Source organism: Paenibacillus sp. FSL H7-0737 (assembly GCF_000758545.1).
GTDB lineage: Bacteria > Bacillota > Bacilli > Paenibacillales > Paenibacillaceae > Paenibacillus_AQ.
On the sequence record NZ_CP009279.1, the window covers coordinates 4,258,063 to 4,277,581 of the forward strand.

At 41.6% G+C, this 19,519-nt stretch carries 14 protein-coding genes; 4 read left to right on the forward strand and 10 right to left on the reverse strand.

The window, feature by feature from the left end:
• Positions 1 to 152: 152 nt before the first annotated feature.
• From H70737_RS18700 to H70737_RS18710, 3 genes are all read right to left on the reverse strand, one after another.
• Positions 153 to 1,505: a sodium-dependent transporter gene (locus H70737_RS18700; protein WP_042189546.1), complete on the reverse strand. Its 1,353-nt coding sequence runs from the start codon at positions 1,503 to 1,505 to the stop codon at positions 153 to 155.
• 211 nt (positions 1,506 to 1,716) lie between these two features.
• On the reverse strand, positions 1,717 to 2,589 hold the full coding sequence (locus tag H70737_RS18705) for a carbohydrate ABC transporter permease (protein WP_042129067.1): 873 nt from the start codon (positions 2,587 to 2,589) through the stop codon (positions 1,717 to 1,719).
• Positions 2,590 to 2,604: 15 nt separating this feature from the next.
• Positions 2,605 to 3,555, reverse strand: a complete 951-nt coding sequence (locus tag H70737_RS18710) for an ABC transporter permease (RefSeq protein WP_042132288.1) — start codon at positions 3,553 to 3,555, stop codon at positions 2,605 to 2,607.
• A gap of 155 nt (positions 3,556 to 3,710) precedes the next feature.
• On the opposite strand from H70737_RS18710, the gene H70737_RS18715 reads away from it, so the two are divergent.
• The 4 genes from H70737_RS18715 (at position 3,711) to H70737_RS18730 (ending at position 9,581) form a co-directional block, all read left to right on the forward strand.
• Complete coding sequence (locus H70737_RS18715) at positions 3,711 to 5,522, forward strand: sensor histidine kinase (protein WP_042189548.1); 1,812 nt, start codon at positions 3,711 to 3,713, stop codon at positions 5,520 to 5,522.
• 4 nt (positions 5,523 to 5,526) lie between these two features.
• Positions 5,527 to 7,137 (forward strand): response regulator transcription factor, encoded by a 1,611-nt coding sequence (locus tag H70737_RS18720; RefSeq protein WP_042189550.1) that lies wholly within the window; start codon positions 5,527 to 5,529, stop codon positions 7,135 to 7,137.
• Between the two features lie 105 nt (positions 7,138 to 7,242).
• Positions 7,243 to 8,922 (forward strand): type 2 periplasmic-binding domain-containing protein, encoded by a 1,680-nt coding sequence (locus H70737_RS18725; RefSeq protein WP_042189552.1) that lies wholly within the window; start codon positions 7,243 to 7,245, stop codon positions 8,920 to 8,922.
• Between the two features lie 122 nt (positions 8,923 to 9,044).
• Entirely contained in the window at positions 9,045 to 9,581 is a 537-nt protein-coding gene (locus H70737_RS18730; protein ID WP_231573298.1) for a CDP-alcohol phosphatidyltransferase family protein, read from the forward strand.
• A 4-nt stretch (positions 9,582 to 9,585) separates the two neighbouring features.
• Here H70737_RS18730 and H70737_RS18735 read toward each other — a convergent pair whose 3' ends face one another.
• The 7 genes from H70737_RS18735 to H70737_RS18765 all read right to left on the reverse strand — a co-directional run bounded on the left by H70737_RS18735 (position 9,586) and on the right by H70737_RS18765 (position 19,471).
• The gene (locus H70737_RS18735) at positions 9,586 to 10,182 is read right to left on the reverse strand and encodes a DUF1349 domain-containing protein (RefSeq protein ID WP_042189554.1); all 597 of its coding nucleotides are present in this window, start codon (positions 10,180 to 10,182) and stop codon (positions 9,586 to 9,588) included.
• Between the two features lie 174 nt (positions 10,183 to 10,356).
• Positions 10,357 to 13,473: an ATP-binding protein gene (locus H70737_RS18740; protein WP_042189556.1), complete on the reverse strand. Its 3,117-nt coding sequence runs from the start codon at positions 13,471 to 13,473 to the stop codon at positions 10,357 to 10,359.
• A gap of 167 nt (positions 13,474 to 13,640) precedes the next feature.
• Positions 13,641 to 14,249, reverse strand: a complete 609-nt coding sequence (locus tag H70737_RS18745) for an ankyrin repeat domain-containing protein (protein WP_231573299.1) — start codon at positions 14,247 to 14,249, stop codon at positions 13,641 to 13,643.
• A 141-nt stretch (positions 14,250 to 14,390) separates the two neighbouring features.
• Positions 14,391 to 15,902 carry an S-layer homology domain-containing protein gene (locus H70737_RS18750; protein ID WP_042189558.1) on the reverse strand — a complete coding sequence of 504 codons (1,512 nt, stop codon included), beginning with the start codon at positions 15,900 to 15,902 and terminating at the stop codon, positions 14,391 to 14,393.
• 146 nt (positions 15,903 to 16,048) lie between these two features.
• Entirely contained in the window at positions 16,049 to 16,741 is a 693-nt protein-coding gene (locus H70737_RS18755) for a response regulator transcription factor (protein WP_042189559.1), read from the reverse strand.
• Positions 16,719 to 18,218 carry a sensor histidine kinase gene (locus H70737_RS18760; protein ID WP_042189562.1) on the reverse strand — a complete coding sequence of 500 codons (1,500 nt, stop codon included), beginning with the start codon at positions 18,216 to 18,218 and terminating at the stop codon, positions 16,719 to 16,721. The genes H70737_RS18755 and H70737_RS18760 overlap by 23 nt, the downstream gene beginning before the upstream one ends.
• 410 nt (positions 18,219 to 18,628) lie before the next feature.
• Positions 18,629 to 19,471 (reverse strand): sugar phosphate isomerase/epimerase family protein, encoded by an 843-nt coding sequence (locus H70737_RS18765; RefSeq protein WP_042189564.1) that lies wholly within the window; start codon positions 19,469 to 19,471, stop codon positions 18,629 to 18,631.
• Positions 19,472 to 19,519: the final 48 nt, after the last annotated feature.

Below are 19,519 nucleotides of genomic sequence, written 5' to 3' on the forward strand. Positions count from 1 at the left end.
CGTTCAATCTTTTTTTATACTATATTCCAATTAATCCACCTAGTCAAGTAGGATTTAGAGGAATAATGTATTTATCTTCAATATCAAAAAAAGCTCTACAACCACAAGGGTCGTAGAGCTTTTTTTGATGATTTTTTAGAAATTGAATTAAATTAAAATTTAATAATCCCTGAAGTATGAAGCAACACCAAGAACACCAGAATCGGCGCAACATACCGGAGCATAAACAACCAAACGCGGAACCAACCTGCCTTAAGCCCAGCCGCTTCTGCTGCCCCTTTCCAGAAATAACCGGCAAAGATGGTAACCAACAAACCGCCTAGTGGCAACATAATGTTAGAAGTTACAAAATCCACCCAATCGAACAACGCTTTGCCGCCAAACGATAGCTCAGGGACCATTCCCAGTGACATCGCCGAAGGAATACTGAGGAGGAAACATACTAATGACAAAATCCAAACTGAACGTTTCCGGCTCCAATTCCAGCGCTCCATCGCGAAAGATACAGGCACCTCAAGCAGAGATACGGCAGAAGTTAAAGCGGCAATCGCCAGCAAGATAAAGAACAAACCACCAAAGAATGCACCAAATGGCATTGCTGAGAAAGCTGCTGGCAAAGCAATGAAAATTAGCGAAGGACCTTGATCAGGAGCAATGCCAAATGAGAATGTCGTCGGAAAAATAATCAATCCTGCGATAAACGCATATAACAAATCTCCTGCCCCGACTGCGAGTGCAGCAGTTCCTAGCGATTGTTTTTTATCCACATAAGAGCCGTAAGTCAGGAGAATTCCCATCCCAAGCGACAATGAAAAGAAAGCATGTCCCAAAGCGACTAGCGCAGATTCCGCCGTCAGCACCGAAAAGTCTGGTTTTAGGAAAAAGGCTACTCCTTCGTTTGCACCTGGTAAGGTAACCGCACGAATCATCAATACAATTAGGAGAACAACCAGACCAGGAATCAATACCTTATTAAATTTCTCAATCCCGCCTGATACTCCAAGAATAACAACACCCGCCGTTATAAGGATTGCTATCCCCTGCCAAACAATTGGCATAGGTCCAGATATAAAGGAGCTGAATTCACCTGCATAATTACTGGAACTGAACAATTGTCCATTGAAGGCAATCATTGCGTAGTTCAACGTCCATCCTGCAACAATAATATAAAAGGAAAGAATTAAAAATGGTGCAAGGACTTGCAGAAATCCGACTGCCATCCAGTTCTTCCCGCCTCCGGCTCGTACAAATGCAGTAGCCGCGCTTCCACGTCCGCTACGACCGATGGCCAACTCTGCCAACAATACGGGTAAACCGATCAACACTAAACATACAATGAAAAGAAGGAAGAAAGCCGCTCCCCCATTTTCCCCAGTGATATACGGAAATTTCCACATATTCCCCAGTCCTACTGAGCTCCCAATCGCTGCGAAAATAAAGCCGGCGGAAGAGAAACGCTCCTTCTTCTCTGAGAGAAGATTTTTTTCACCTTTAAATTGATTCATTCTTATGCCCCGTTTTCTTTTTTTTCTTTTTTAGACCTCATTATAGCCTATGTTAGCTTGATCGTCATATGAAAATTTTCTGAATATTTTTATTGTTTTCAATAATTATCCAGTTTAGCCATGAAATCCGTCTAAATAAAAAAAGAGCTACATGTTCTAGTCTTGGACTAGAACCGTAGCTCCTTCTTCAAACTCTTTTTCTAAAAAGAGATTATTCTTTTACAGCACCTACCACAATCCCAGTTACAAAGAAACGTTGCAGGAAAGGATAAACCAATAGAATTGGCAAAGCACTTATAAAAATCTGCGAGGCCCGGATGGTTCGTTGTGATAAATTAGCAACGGCTGCCGGATCAAGCTTAGACATATCTGCCTGAACGATAATCGTCTGCATAAACGTCGCTAGCGGAAGCTTGTCTGCATCTCTGATATAAATAATACCGTCAAAATAAGCGTTCCAGTGTCCTACCATAAGGAATAGAGAGACGGTTGCAATAACAGGTAAGGAGACCGGTAAATATATTTTCACAAAGGTCTGAAAGTGTCCTGCCCCATCAATAAAAGCTGCTTCCTCAAGATCTTTAGGTACGGTACGGAAGAAATTCAGAAGCAAAATGATGTTAAATACAGCAACTAATCCAGGAAGAATAAGTGCCATCAATGAATTCATAAGACCAAGCTTCAGAATTAGAATGTAACCCGGTATCAGACCACCGCTGAACAGCATGGTGACAACAAAATACCAAAGATAAACGTTTCTTGCACGAAAGACTCTTGTTTCCTTAGACAGCGCATAAGCTGCAACCGTATTTACTACCAGCGCTAGTCCTGTTCCGAGTACTGTCCGTTCCACAGACACCCACAAGGAGTTAAGGAAATTGACATTATTAAACGTCTTTGCATAGGCTTCAAAGGTAAAGCCAATCGGCCAGAATGTGACTAATCCAGCATTAGCAGGTGCGGATGCACTAAGAGATACCATGAGTAAGTGGTACAAAGGTAGCAGGCAGAGCACGGAAAGGATAGTCAAGCACACATTATTGATAATACTGAATATTCGATATGGAATTGTTTTATGGTACATCAGTTGTCATCCTTTCTAGAAAATTCTGTACCCTGCAAATCTATAAGCAAGTCGGTAAGAGACTACAATTAAGACTAAGCTAATTAACGATTTGAATAGATTAACTGCGGTTGCGAAACTGAACTGTCCGCTTAGTAGACCTTCTCTATACACGAAAGTATCAATGATATCTCCCTGCTGATAGATCAATGGACTGTACAAGTTAAAGATCTGGTCAAAGTTTGCGTTGAGCACATTACCCAGTGCCAAGGTGGCGATTACGATAGCGATTGGGATTAACGCAGGAATTGTGATATACATCGTTTGTTTCCAACGCCCCGCCCCATCCACTTCAGCAGCTTCATAAAGTGATGGATTGATACCCGAAAGTGCCGCTAAAAAGATAATCGTATTGAAACCAAACTCTTTCCAAACATCACTAGCAATGATAGTGAACCTGAACCAGTTGCCGTCTCCTAGGAAGAAAATCGGCTTGATGCCGAATACAGATGTGAGGAATTGATTGACAATACCTGTCTGAGCAAGGATATCAATGAGAATCCCTGAAAGTGTAACCCAAGACAGAAAGTGCGGAAGATAAACGAGTGTTTGAATAGTTCTTTTAAGGCCCATTCTTCTTACCTCATTAAGCAATAAGGCGAAGATAAACGGAATAATCAAGTTCAAAACAATTTTAGAGCAAGCAAAAAATAACGTATTCCACGTAATGGACAGGAAATAATCATTCTCCCACATGTACCTGAAATGCTTAAGTCCGACCCACTCGGAATCAAAAAAACCTAGTGCAGGTTTATAGTCTTGAAATGCCATAAGAATTCCGGACATCGGAATATAAGAAAAAATAAAAACCATGATTGCCGCTGGCAACACCATAAAATGGAGAATCCATGGTTGATTAAAGCCTTTTTTTCTTTTTTTACTCGGCTGACTTTCTAGGCTCGCCTGTGGTATCGAGTTAACCTCCATATTAGCCTCCATAGCTCTCTCCTGTTCCCAAAAAAAATATTTTGTGTGTGATGGGGATCTCTGCTATAAATAGTATCAGGCGTTTCTCAGGTTTGACTATATAACATTGTTAGGCTTGATAGGGTTTTATTAGGACAACATCTGGAGGGGCATTTATGAATTTATGGAAGCGCTTTACAATACTTAGAGGAAACTTACAATCTCGATTTAGTCTGTTTGCCAAAATAAACAGCTTGATCATACTCCTATTCATTCCCATCATTATCATGTATACCTTTTCAAATAACGTCACCTTCGAGGTTGTTGGCAAAGAGTTGCAGACGTCCAATACGAAACAACTCACTTTTTTATCCAATCAGATCGATTCTCGAATTAATCAGATGATGGACTTCACCCTTATTCTCTCAAGAGATCCCAACGTCAGGGCATTCAATGGACTAAATGTATGGGAAGATCGATATGATCAGATGCAGACCAGATATATTCTCCAGGAAAAGATGGTGCTTCAAGCTGGGGTTACAGATATTTGGCCGACCAGATACGCCGTTCATTCACAGCAGAATAAAGATGTCATCGCCAATTACGACAGACCCATCGGGTATGATGAGGATTATTTAAAAGCAAATATGAGCGGAAGATGGACGTATGGTGATCATGGTGTGGAATCTCAAGGCGATTTAAAATCCTTTTACTGGTTCTTAACGGATTCCTTAGCTCAGCCGGGGACATTAACAGGAAGTAGCCTAGTCATTGAAGCCAGCTTCAGTTATACGAACATTCAGAACATGCTCGATTCGTACAAAGCAGGTGGGCAAGGCGATCCGTTCTTCTATCACAAAGGGGAGAAACCGATCCTCAACCGTAGCGCGGACAAGCAGCTATCCGACGAACTAGTTAATTACCTGGATAATCACTCTCCGGAGAATACAACTCAGGATGTAGTGAAGCTAAATGGGAAGAACTATTTGGTCAGTTCTGTGAAATCAGCCTCTTTGGATTGGCATCTAGTAGATGTTGTCCCCCTTTATCAAATTCTCAAACCGATTTCTCTTAGTCGAGATTTATTCTATATCACAATGATTCTGCTGTTTGTTGTGGGAGTATCCTCTTCCATTCTGCTGTATAGAAACGTTCAATATCCGATTAAAAAACTAGTCAGTGGTTTACAGCGCGTACAGCAAGGAGATTACTCCGTACGGCTTCATAGCAATGAGCAAAATGAGTTTTCGTTTCTGTTCCGTCGTTTTAACGATATGTCCCATCAAATTCAAGACCTGATAGAAAATGTATTTAATGAAAAGATCCGTGCTAGAGAAGCTACCCTCAAGCAGCTTCAAGCGCAAATTAATCCACATTTTCTCTATAACTGTCTTGGTTATATTATCAATATGGCCCAGATGAAAGATGAGGACGCAGTCGTCTCAATGGCTTATAATCTAAGTGCTTACTATCGTTATACCACCCGGATGGAACGGGAGACGGCTTCTTTGGAGGAAGAAATCAAGCTCTTAGTCAACTATTTAGATATCCAGAAACTGCGTAATGGCAGAATTGATTATCATATTGATATTCCTGAGGATATGCTTAGCCAATCTGTACCTCGCCTAATGCTTCAACCTATGGTGGAGAATTCTGTGATTCATGGAGTAGCGAAGTCCTATTCATCAGGTGAGATCAAGATTAGTGGTGAGAAGTCAAACGGTTTCTGTAGAATTTATATCGATGACGATGGTCCTGGCTTGAATCCCGATCAGCTAGAAGCATTAAACCGTAAAATGCAGGAGCCTTTGCAGGAGGAAATGGGTTGTGGTCTTTGGAATACAAATCAGCGGATCATTCACCTGTTCGGCAATCATTCAAGTCTTACCTTCAAGCCATCCCCTCTCGGTGGATTCCGAACAGAAATTATCTGGGAAATCCCAACTGAGGATGATAGTTATAAATTAAAGGAACATCAAGGAGACTAACAACATGCAGATGATCATAGTAGACGACGAAGCACACTGGGTAGATAATCTTTCCATGACTAAACCCTGGCATACGCTAGGAATTGAACATGTGCATAAAGCTTATTCCGCACGTGAAGCGCTACAAATTATCGATACGCATCCCATTGATATAGTAATCTCAGATATTCAAATGCCAGAAATGACGGGAATCGAATTGATAGAGCGGATAAGAAAACATAACAAAAAAATTAAATGTATTATTTTATCCGGCCATTCAGAATTCGATTATGCCAAAAAAGCACTTCAGAACAAGACCGTGGATTACTTGCTTAAACCGCCGACTGATGACGAATTGCTCGGAGCAGTCAAAAATGCGATCAATCAATTGAATGCTGAATGGGAGCTTATAAGTTCTCTTAAACGAACCCAGTTTACCCTCCGTGAGAACCTCCCTGTTTTACGGGGGCGATTGCTACTGGATGCCTTACAAGGTCATCGTTTTCAAGCCGGTGAATGGGAACGGAAGCTCGTGAGTTACGATCTGCCCTTTCAATCCGGAGAAGCCGCATTGATGCTGGTACGAATGGAAGAAGAATTCAGAGAATTTGATAATACCGATCAAACCTTGATTGAATATGCGATTATTAATATGGCTGAAGAGATTATGGGAGAATTTATGGAAGTCTGGGGCGTTAAAGAGGAACATGGATATCTTGTGTTTCTGCTCCAGCTTAAAGAACAAGGAGCTGACCTTGGAAAAGAATCCATATTAGAGAAGCTTTCTTTACAACTTCAATATAAGGTCAAGCAATTTCTGAAAGGCTCACTATCCATTGTAATCACGGAGTGGTTCAAGTTTCCTGAGCAGCTGTCGAATCGTTTTCATCAGGCCTCCTCCTCTTTCCGCCAAATTGTCGGAGATGAGCGAGAATTCATTATGCGGGTCAGTGACTTGGAGCTTCCCTCAACACAAGGGCCTTTAGACGCTCTTTATACTCCACCCTCTTTGATTCATCTACTGGAGAGTGGACATTGGGATGCGGCCGAAGAGAAATTGCTTGCCGTCTGTGCCGAGCTGGATGAGAAATGGTCTGAATCCTGGGAGCATTGCATGGAAGCTGGCTTTTTAATTACTGCTTCTTTCACGAATCTTGCACATCGCAATGGTCATACGCTAGCAAACTTAATGGGGACCGATATAGAAGCGTTACAAAGTGGGGATGCTTTTACCAGCATTAGTAAACTAAGAAAATGGTCGCTAAGTGTTCTAGCCAATCTAAAAGAAGGCACATCCAACGAAATCAAAGACATACGTTCCGAGTATGTAAAGAAAATTCAAGATTATACGGATAAGAACTTACATGATGATGTATCATTACGTGTTCTCGCTGACCATGTAAACCTCCATCCGACCCATTTATCAAAAATTTATAAGATTGAAACAGGTGAAGGCATTAGCGATTATATCTCGCGCTTGCGGATGGATCGTGCCTGTCATAAGCTGAAGACCACCAATAAAAAAGTCTATGAAATCAGCATGGAGATTGGATATATGGACCCTGCTTATTTTATCAAAGTATTCAAACGGCAGTTTGGGGTAACGCCGCAGGAATATAGAGATACTAACAAATAACATGATAGAGTCCTATCGAAACTAAAAATCTCATATAGATGACATCCCCGACAAGTTGTTAAAGTTACACTTGTAAAGATCATACACAGTAGGGGGAATTGAAGAATGATCAAGTTCAAGAAAATGTGGTCGGTTCTCACGGTCACAGCACTTATCACTCTCACAGCATGTGGCAGTAGCGGCACATCTAATGAGAATGCCAAAAATGGTAACGCTACCAATAATACCCAATCCGAAGCAGATGCTGCTTTCGCAAAAGGCAAATACGATCCACCGATCGAGTTCAGTGCCGTATTGATGCCTAAGAAGTATGTTCAAGGTGATACCAAAGAAAACAACGTTCACGATCGCTGGATGCTTGAAACATTGGGTATGAAGCATAAAGATACTTGGTATCCTGCAAATGACGATCAATACAGACAAAAGCTTCAACTTGCCATTGCTTCCGGCGAAAAGCTTCCTGATTTCGTTTTTGCACCAACTAACGCAGTATTGACCAATCAGCTTATTGATTCCGGTCAGTTCATCGCTATTGATGAGTTGTTTGATAAGTATGCAAACAAAATTCTGAAAGATCACGTTGCAGCACATCCAGAACTTTGGTACCCATTCACTAAAGACGGTAAGAAATATAATCTGCCGATCCTTGAATATACCGACAATGATGATACGCTCTTGTGGTTACGTGAAGATTGGATGGAAAAGCTGAAGCTGGAAGCGCCTAAGACCATCGCCGATCTTGAGAACATCATGGATAAATTTAAGAACGAAAACCCTGATGGGTTAGCGCCTAAAGATGTGTACCCGCTTGCAATTTCTTTGAAAAACAACACAAATACCTGGATGGGCCAACTAGACTGGTTATTCGGGGCATACGGTACAATTGAGGAACAATGGAACAAAGATAAAGATGGCAATCTTGAATATGGTTCCATTAACCCAGGTGCTAAGCAAGCACTCGCAAAGCTTAGCGAATGGATGGATAAAGGATATATTCACACGGACTCCGCCCTTTGGGATGAAGGTAAATCCGCTGAGAGCTTCACGAAAGGTGCAGCTGGTATTCTGCCAGGCGCCAACTGGGTTCCAGACTGGCCAGCTCCCGATCTTATGAAGAATGTACCTGGAGCGAAGATTAAAGGTTATCCGGTTCCAGCAGGACCAGATGGTTTGATTGGAACCAAATGGCAGAATTCCGGTGTAAATGCTAGTATCATGATTAACAAGGATGCTAAGCATCCAGAAGCTATTTTCTTGTACTATAACTACTTGCTTGATAACTTAGCTAACCCTGCTGCAGGCAGTCAATATGAATATGGCTTTGCTAAAGGTTACGACTGGGATATGATTGATGGAGAACCAACAAGTGATAAAGACAAGATTAAAGACTTCTCCAATGAATTCCCATTCTTAACAGGTCCGGCCCGTATTCCTGATCTGTTTATGAAGACTTTGGTTAAACTTGCTGACGGCGAGACACCTGTAACACCTTATGAAAAACAAATGGCAGAGTTCCGTAAACCAGAAAACTGGGCGGCAGGAAAAGTGGTTATGTCACAACTAGACGTTCGTAAACAAAACTACTTTACTGGTGCTGCTACACCAACGATGGTTTCCAAATGGAACCTGCTTCGTCAGTCCGAAATGGAAACTTTCAACAAAATTATTTATGGCAAACTGCCAGTAGACTCCTTTGACCAATTCGTTGCCAATTGGAAATCCAATGGCGGTGACCAAATCACTAAAGAAGTTAACGAATGGTTCAAGTCTGTATCCGCGCAATAAGCTTTAACAAACATAGAAACAAGCCGGAGCGTGATTCAATCGCTCCGGCTTGTTTTTTATAGAATTTGCACTCCTCTGGTAAAATAGAAATAAGATAAGGTCGTTTACAAAGGTGGGATTGAATGATGAAGGGAATACCCAATGGAATTACGTTTGGCAGAATCATTTTGGCAATGTTGTTGTTATTCCTCAAGCCGCTAAGTTTGGCCTTCCTTGTAATTTATATCCTTTGCGGGGTCACCGATCTGATCGATGGACCTATTGCTAGAATGACGAACACAACAAGTAGCCTTGGAGCAAAACTGGATTCCGCAGCCGACATGATACTGTTAGCGGTCTCCTTATTTACACTATATCCGCTTCTGGGACTTACGCTCGAAATCATGATATGGATCTTCATGATCGCGGTCATCCGTATAACATCGATAGGAGTTGCCCTCCGAAGATTCAAAACTTACGCAAGCATTCACACCTATGGCAATAAACTGACCGGACTCCTCTTATTTATAACTCCTCTATGGCTTCTCCACATCGATCACACCATTTGGAATGTCTTTGTATGTATCATTGCTACCATATCCGCCGTGGAGGAATTCATCATCCAATTCACTTCAAAACAATTACAGTTAGACCGAAAAGGATTGTTTATTAAAAATTGATCCATTAGAAGCGGCTTTCACCCTTCGATTCAGACAAACTCAAATACTCGAATTTCATCGAGCAGCCTTCACCCTGCGGGGATTGCGCGACAACACCTGCTACGCATTCAGCACCTTTATTCATTCCAAAATATCGGATCAGTGCCCAGTTCGCTCCGTCCTCTGAATAGGAGAAAGTAACACAATGATTTTGCTTGGTGATACGCAAATATGGATTATCCACAGCAACTTGTACGGAGTTACAATCATCTGACATCCCTTCCCTTGTCACCACAGACACGATTATGGGATACTGTCCGTCAAACTCAAAGCAAATTTTGGCCCAGTTATAATGGTCCATCATAAACATGAGACATCCTGAATCATATTTATGGCGCATTTCGACACGAAGTCTGGTTGTCAATTCAAAAGAATCTCCAACAGGTATAGATAAGAATGGCGCTGAGCTTACCATATGTTTTCCTGCCGGGTCTTGGAAAAAATCCGATTTAGGTGGTGCAATTATTGTAAGCTCATCTAAGTCTGTAAACTCCCAACGCTCGGGGCGATTCATCCAGCTCAGTTGTTCTCTTGTCTCGTTTACAAATAAGTTATTAGTCATTCTAATTCTCCTATCATGAATGATTTTTTGATTACAAATTTTCCTTTCTCTGTAATAATGGCAGGTAGCTTTTATTTTTACAATCAATGATGCAACAATAATGAAATATTCACATAAATTCCTAAAGAAAACACCAAAAAGGGATAACTCCAAGGAGTTCCCCCATGATCACAATCAATCTTTATCAGGTATGATAAATGACACCGTAGTTCCCAAACCAGGGATACTTTGAATTTGCAAGCCACGTCCATATAGTTGTGTCAATCTTCTATCCGTATTAAGCAGTCCAATACCTTGATTCTTATATCCATTCGGATTTAACAGCATGCTGACTTGTGCTTCGTCCATTCCAATCCCTGTATCTACAATGTTAAAATGAACAGCATCCGCACGTGTCTCAATATGAATACGCAGTGTCCCACCTTTTGCCCGACTTAAAACGCCATGTCGAACAGCATTCTCAACTAGTGGTTGAATCGTAAGCGGAGGCATCAACATTTCAAGATTCGCATCTACTTTCCATTCTACATGGAGTCTCTCCTCAAAACGCTGCTGCTGGATATATATATAATTCTCCACCAGCTCAAGCTCCTGTGACAGCGTAACGAGCTTGCCTGCATTTAAGAAGTCAAAACTTATGCGCAGATAAGCTGTGAACGCATCTGATAACTCTCTCATTTTGGCAGTATCAAAGTCACTTAAGGACATGATCGAATTCAGTGTATTGAAGAGAAAGTGTGGATGGATCTGCGCTTGTAAATAAGCACCCTCCATCCTCAACCGGTCATTGACCGCTCGCTTCATAGATGAAAGTGATAAGGCACGATACTTCAACTCCATTGCATCTACCGGCTTGGTAACATAGTCGTTTGCTCCAGCCAAGAAGCCCGCATAGACATCTTCCCGCTCACTGCGTGCAGTCAGTAGAATAATAGGTAATTCATACATCGTAAACCGCTCGCGGACTAATCTAGTCATTTCGTAACCAGACATACCCGGCATCATCACATCAGCGATGATCAGATCGAATCGATCATGGTTTAACTTATCCAGCGCTTCACGTGCAGAAGTCGCAGTCACCATCTGATATGTTCCATCTGACAAAATATTTTGCAAAACTTTTAGATTGACCGAATCATCGTCAACCGCCAGAACACGAATAATATCAGCGTCTGTATTCGAGAGTGGCTCTACTTCCTTCGTGGAGTATGTGGCGGCCACCATAGTAGATACCTCAGCAGTGATCCATTCACTGAAAGGTGACAATGGGTCCGTATCTTTTTCTATATGAATATCAGAAATGGAAGACTGTACACTCTCATTTACTTCAGGTAATTTGAAGCTGAACTTACTTCCCTTGCCCGGCTGCGATTGCAATAATAATTCACTACCGTGCAGCTCAACCAACTCTTTACAAATACTAAGACCCAGACCGATACCACCTTCACCGTAAGCTCCTTGTTCATAACGCATAAATACACGCTTTCTCAGTGCCTCATCCATACCAATTCCTGTATCCGTAACATGGATCCATACCTGCCCATCCACTTGTTCTGCTGACAGTACAACACTTCCCTGTTCGGTGAACTTAAGCGCATTATGAACTAGATTAATCAGAATCTGTACCAATCGTTCCTCATCAGCATATACACACGGCAAATCCTCATTAATGTCCATGCGAAGCTCCACCTTAGTCTCACCGGTCAGGAAGCGTAACATATCCAGCACGCCCTCAGCCAAGGACCTTACTTGCACCACCTTGATGTTCATCACAATCCGTTTATCCTGCAATCTCACTACATCTAGCAAATCGTTCAGCATGAGCGACATCCGCCGACTGACCATTATTAGCAGTTCCATGTCACGTTGACTCTCTTCATCCAGTACATGTTTCTTTCTTATGAGCACACTCTGAGCAATATTCATAATCCCATGCAAAGGAGTCCGTAGTTCATGAGATGTATTGGCCAAAAAACGATCCTTTAATTTGTTCGATTCAGCCAATTGAGCATTCAGTAACACATTTTGATGGGATTGATGAAAATATCTCCTAAACCAATAAGTAGAAAAAGCGGCAAGTGCAGCAATTAAATCTACAGGATAAAACATGAATTGTGAGGTTCCTGCGTAATAGACAGACGCCCACAATATATTATTAATCACAGCTAGCACTGAACATAATAAAAATAGAGCTCCCTCAGCTTGAATAAATACCATTTTCATAAAATAATAAGCCGTCCAAAATACTGGAATGTAATACAGGATCATATAGACCCCTTTTTCGATCGAATACAGCACTGTCTCTTCTGGACCAAAGATTATAAATAGGGTAAAACCGAGGAGTGAGAGGATATAACTATAAAAAGCCTTACCTTTCCGCAGGTTCCCAAAGAGCTCTCTTCCCATGAGGAACAGAAACAAGCAAAACCCTATGTATGAAAGAACCTTTAGCTTCAATGTCCAGGCAAAATCAACTTGAAGAAACCGGAACAATAGTCCATTATGTTCAACCCCAATAGATACAGCTGCTGCGACCATCATCGAAAAGAAAATAATCAACTCTGTTTTTCGCACATCCATCAAATAAATAATCAGTAAATAGAGCCCGTGAATCAAAAGCAATACCCCTACAACTAGCTGCAAGCCAATGGAATTCCAGTAGACTGTATCTATCTCGTGTTGAATGCCAAACTCTACAGACCTAACAATGCCTCCTTTTAACGGAGACCCGTAATTTGACGCTCGAACAAATAGATCCATTTGGTTCTGATCTGTCGGTACATAACTGATCAAGAATGACTTCGTGACAGAAACATGGCCTTCTTTCTCTTCAGATAACTTACCGAATCGTGAGAGGACTGTTCCATTAATCTCCACTTCAGAAGCAGTATAGACCGATTGAAACCAAAAGCTAAGCGGCTCAGATAAGGGTTGATCCAGCAGAATACGCAAATGATAAGTTCCGTATCCATATGCCTTCTCTTGATCTGCCGGATTGAATTTATAAGTCCAGTTACCCGGCACCTGAAGCCTCTGCCATTTCGTAGCGTTGTTAATATTGGTAGCGTTCACCCATTGTTCAGGATAGAATTCCCATTCACCATCCAGCGGAAAGGAGCTTAGTGATTCAATATCCACCCCACGTAAATCTAATACACCTTGTTTCACAGCAGGTGGATTGGACAACGAAAAATGATTATGCCAGCCCCATCGCACAACAATCAAGAGACCGATAAATACTACTATGTATAACATATGACTTAACTTAATTTTATTCTCCGAAGTTCTCATGTACGCCTCATTCTTCGATAAATTTAATAGTGCTATATTCCCATCTTCCACTATTGAATATTATAGTCTGATTATACTATATTATGAGGTTTATAGAGGTGGGTAATCCTAGTTTCAAAGGACAAAAAAAAGGAACTCCGTTTTGAGCGGAGTTCCTTTTTTAAAAATTATATCGAATCACTACTCTTGTTCATTAGCATTTCTACCATTTCTTGATAACCCCTATTTTGCGCATGCTGTAAGGGACTAACTCCGTTAGAATCTGCTATATGAATATCAGCACCATGATGTATTAACAATTGCACTATAGCCTGATGTTCTTTGCCCCCATCGCCTAGTATGATAGCTTCTAGTAATGCAGTCCAACCCAGATTATTGACATGATCAATATTGACGTCAGAACTTGTAAGAAGTTCTTTCACAATATCCACATGACCACGGTCTGCAGCAGGGATGAGTGCGGTCCCCCCAAACCTATTCACAATTGAGGTATCAGCACCTGCAGCAATAGATACCTTCACAAAATCAAGCATTCCTTCAGCGCCTGAATAAAGAAGTGGATTATCCGAGCGATTGTCGCGGATATTGATGTTGGCACCTTGTTCAAGCAATAATTTGAATATATCCAGTTGATTCGTGTGTACAGCGATTAAAGCGGGCGTTCTACCCTCATTATCTGTAACATCAATATCTGCACCGTCTGTTAATAGTTTTATTATAAGCTCCTTATCCCCTTCACGGGTAGCAGCTAACAACGCTTGGTTCAGCTTATCCATTTCATTGTTCACCTCCTGAGTTGATTGCTGCTCTTGGCTGTTTAACACCTTGAAATCATCGATCTGACATCCTGAAATAAAGAGGAAGAGTGTTAAGACAAGAAAGCGCATGACATTCAACACCTTTCATGTAGACTCGCCTTATTTCGAAGTGAATGTGGCTTGAGAGGTTGCCCATGCGCCTAGTGGTGTTACAGTATACACTGTCCCAGCAGCCAATTTACCGCTATTCGTAATATCGAATACACCAACAGCACCTTTACGACTGGAGAATTTATAGGTTGCAACCCATTTGTCTCCGTTTGGAGCGGTTAGTTGTACACTACGGCCCGAAAACAATTCATCGCCAGGGTCTTGAGCCAAGGATACATTGATGGATGTATCGCTGACAGCTTCAGCGCCAGAGATTTGCAGTGGAGATATTTCTTTTGCTTCGAATGAAGGATTTGCTATATTGGCCCAGTCAGATGTTACGGTATATTTCACACCCGGTTTCAAGACTTGTCCTTCAGGAAGCCGGAATTTCGGCTCAATCTTACCATCTGTTGATTGTGTAAATGGAACATACTTGGCAACGATGGATTCTCCACCTTCTGGGGTAATCGTTACTTGTCTACCTTGCATGGAAGGAATGATTTGATACGTGATGCCATTTGCTCTGTTGTTCTCATCCAAAACAAATGCGTTAGCACCACGTCCACCACTGTATGCAGAGATGACATATCCATAGTCAATGACGCCATTTGTTTTCAGTGCTTCAATCTCAAAGGTGTCGCTGGTTACCTGAGTGGTTGCTGTCATATCCACCTTGGCTGCGTTTCCTACAAATGATCCTGCATTCTTACCTTTGTACGTTAAATTATAGGTTGTTCCAGCTTTTTGCACCGATGTAGGAACAATGTACGTTGCAACAGAACCCGATTTCAGCCGCGGCATATTCGTTAAGGTTAGACCGTCATTGAATACAAAATCTTCTTTTACTTTAGCAAACACCTCATTCTCAGCTGTCAAAGGAGCATCTAAGGTTACGATTAATGTAATTTCATTGATCGATTTCACACTTGTAATTTGAGCTTTATCGGATGGCATTGCTTTACGTGCTGTATTCAGTAAGGCCGCTGTTTCGCCACGTGTTGCGGGTTCAGTAGTAGAATTCAATTGATTAACCCAGTAGTTAACCGATAAGACGTCACGCTTCAACGCCTTCGATACAACTTGCACGATTTCTTCATCCGTTACCGTTTTATTAGGGCTAAATTTACCATCTTCCGTTTCCATTATCCCTAAACCAACAAGTACTGACGCATATTTGTAATACCATACGTTCGAGTTCACATCGGTGATTGGGGCAGTGTTCTCTTCAGTGCTTTGTAATTTAAAAGTCAATACTACCATTTTCGCTAATTCTGCACGATTGATTGGATTGTTCACACCCATCGAATGATCTGCATAGCCCTGTAACACACCTAATCCCGCAAGTACTTCAACGGCTTCTTGAATTTCTTTATCTGATAACTTAGATGCAGCTGCGGATATTCCTATGTTGCCTGATGTAGGTGCTGCTTGTACATTTAACACCGCAAAGGATAAAGAGGTTGCTCCTAGTGTTGCTGCGACCATTAATGCTGCTGCTTTTTTAGCTACGATTTTCACTATATTTCCCCCTAAGATCATTAAGTTATTTGTTGTTCATGTCTATAACTAAATGATAATTGAAAGAAATAAACTCCCCAGAAACGATTTATTAATAAAGTATTAACTAGAGCTTAAAAATATCGAAAATCGTCAAGAAAATGCCATTACACCGTAAATCGGTATCCCGCACCCCACACTGTTTCAATATACTGTGGGTTCGAGGGGTCCGATTCCAGCTTCTCCCGTATTTTGCGAATATGAACCGTAACCGTTGCGATATCTCCGCTGGAGTCCATCCCCCAGACCCGTTCGAATAAATCATCTTTGCTGAATACCCGATTCGGATGACTCGCTAAAAAGACCAGTACATCGAACTCCCGCGCGGTAAACAAAACCTCATGATTACGTACAAACACTCTGCGGGAATTTTTATCGATATGAACTCCACGGATTTGGAGCTCATGCTTCTCCATTGGCTCTAGCTTGCTGAGCATGCGTTCATATCTAGTTAGGTGCGCTTTCGCTCTTGCCACTAATTCACTTGGACTAAAGGGCTTCGTAATATAATCATCCGCTCCGAGATTAAACGCCCGAAGCTTATCGATCTCCTCTTTTTTCGCAGATACGATAAAGATCGGCACTTCCTTAGCCTCCCTAATACGGCGGCATAATTCAAAGCCATCGATGCCAGGTAACTGCAAATCTACGATAATAAGATTGTAATCCCCTTCAAGAGCCTGCCCAAGCCCCTCAGAACCTGTATGACATATATCAACGGCAAAACCGTTCAGCTCAAAATAATCCTTTTCCAATTGCGCTATCGTTGCCTCATCTTCAATAATCAGAATCCTTGTCATGCGAATGAAATCCTCCTTCATCGGTCGTTCGCTTCAAAGTAAAGAACAAGCTTGATCCCACACCTGGTTCACTTTCCATCCATATCGACCCACCATGCCCTTCAATAATCTGACGAGCTATCGCAAGACCAAGTCCGCTACCGCCTGTCGATAGGTTCCGAGAAGGCTCTGCACGATAAAACCGTTCAAAGATATGTGGAAGAGCTTCGGCATCAATACCCATTCCATTATCCTTCACTTCAGCAGTCACCCATTCGCTATCCACTTGCAAAGAAAAACGGATGAAAGGGTCCGGCTTGTCCATATACTTCAGCGCATTTCCAATTACATTCAGTAATACCCGCTTTAATTTATCCAAATCTGCTATAACCTCAATACGCTCGGAGTTATGGTCGTCCAGATGAAATGAAACTCCTTTATTTTCGTTATGGTAGCGCATCTCTTCGATACAATCCTCGAGGAATGCAATAATATCCACAGCCTCGAACGAAAACGGAACCTGATTCAAATCCAGCTTGGAATAAAGGAACAATTCATCAACCAATTTATCCATTCCAATAGTTTTGTTATAAATAATGTCGACGTACATGTCCATCTTCTCAGGTGTATTGGCGACACCATCTCGTATGCCTTCAATAAACCCTTTAATATTCGTAATCGGAGTACGTAAATCATGTGAAATATTTGAGATTAATTCTTTCCGATTCTCCTCATATTGCAGACGAAGGTTCACTGACTCTTGCAACCTCTGTCTCATCGTCTCAAACGCTTTATTTAACTCCCCAATCTCATCTTTGGACTGCAGGTTAAGTTCAAATTGGAGGTCACCCTCTTGAATTCGTTCTGCGGAATCCCTTAACTTGTTCAGTGGCTTAATAACACTTCGTGTAATCCAGCGATATAATAGCACATTCGCAATCACAAGAACGCCAATTAATATCAATGAAAAGATCGGTAGCAGCCTCCGTGTGAGTTCCGCAAAAGGGCTATGCTCTTTGATGACGAAAACACTGCCTTTCGCCCCATCCGAATATTTAAAGTCAAATTTGGCATAGCCATAAAATCTTTCTTTAATATTAAACGTGTTACGAATCTGATAGTTATTGAGATCGTAAGGAGGTAAAGCATCCTTTAATTCAGGTTGATTGAAGGTGCGCGATTCAAAAACAGGGTCATTCACTCGCCTTACAAATAGTCCCGCTTTCTCAGTCTTTAGCTTAAAATCATATTCCAGTAACAAATCCTTGTTCTGCAATTCATCCGGGTCATGCTTGGCTAAATACTTTAATTCTAAAAAAATAGATTCCTCTTGCTCCGACAACGGATTTAATTGATAGTGCACTTTATAAAAATCCCGAAGACTGTGAACATCTCCTGTAGATGCAATTGTAAATAAAGCTGCCGTCATTACGATGATAAGTAAACTAACGACTAGCATTCCCGTATAAGATAACAGTAATTTTATCCGAATCGACACGACTGTTCCCCTCTCACTAACATTGGATCCGCTAAATAATCATCTCCGTATTTTAGTGAAATACTATCACATGGGGAGAGCGTTTGCTAACAGAAAAAAACTTCTACCAACACTTTGGCAGAAGTTTTTATAGAACTTAATTTACGCGAGATCATCAAATGCTATATAGATTGATCTGATGATTTTCCTATTTCGGGTTGGTCGCGACTCCAGAGAATGTTTGGACTTCCGGCCGCTGTTGTCTGCAGATTTCTTGATTTATACCGTTCTTAACGGTTGAAATCCGCAGACTGCCTATGCTTTCGAAGCGAGCTTTCCTACGGAAAGCTTTCGGGCGGACGCTACCGCTCCTACAGTTCCAAAATTCCCTTCCACCACTTTTCCCTTTTTTGAATATTTTCAAGTTCAATCTATATGGGTACGTTTTTCAATGATGAGAATACTTTATCGAAGCCTGCTTTAGAACGAGAAAATAATTCAGATGAACTTTGCGCGGAAGCCGGCGCCAGAACTTCTTGGGCGATCACACCGGTATACCCGATCTTTTTCAGGCTTCCCAAGAATCCTGTGAGATCAATAGAACCTTCTCCTGGATACAATCGATCGAAATCTAACAATTCCACTATCGGTAGAGGTTTAGCATCATTAATATGGACATATGCAATTTGATGCGGTTGTAATTTCAACAGATCCTCACTCGTTAATCCATTCGTATGCCAATGGTAAGAATCCAATAACAATCCGATGTTCCTTACTTGAATCGTCTCCATCCAGCTCAACGTATCTTGCATCGTCCAGATCAGTGGATTTGCCCATTGTGTACGTAAGTGATGAGGGCCTACGAACTCTAATGCTAATGTAATTCCATAAGCGCCTAATATTTCCGCGCATAGTCTTAAACGTCTTGTGGCTGCAATCATAAAAGCTGCGACCGGAAGATCTGTCGAAGGTAAAATATATGTACAACATGTCGTACAATTTAATGCAGCAGCGGCCTCAGCCATTTGGGTAAGCGATTTCAACCCTTCTCTAAAGCTTTCCTCTGTTGTGCGCCAATCTACCACTAAACCAAATGATCCTAGCATGATTCCATGGCTTTCCAGCAATTGAACAGCCCCATCCTTACCATACTGCTGCACTAACTCTAATGGATTTGCGTCTATCGACTGAAAGCCAAATTGGCTCGCAAGTCTGATATATTCTTCATTAGAACTGAGTTCACCCAAGCCTGCTGTTGTTAATCCTCTTATCATCGTCGTTCTCCCCCTTATGACCAATCTAAACAGTTCGTCATATCTAGT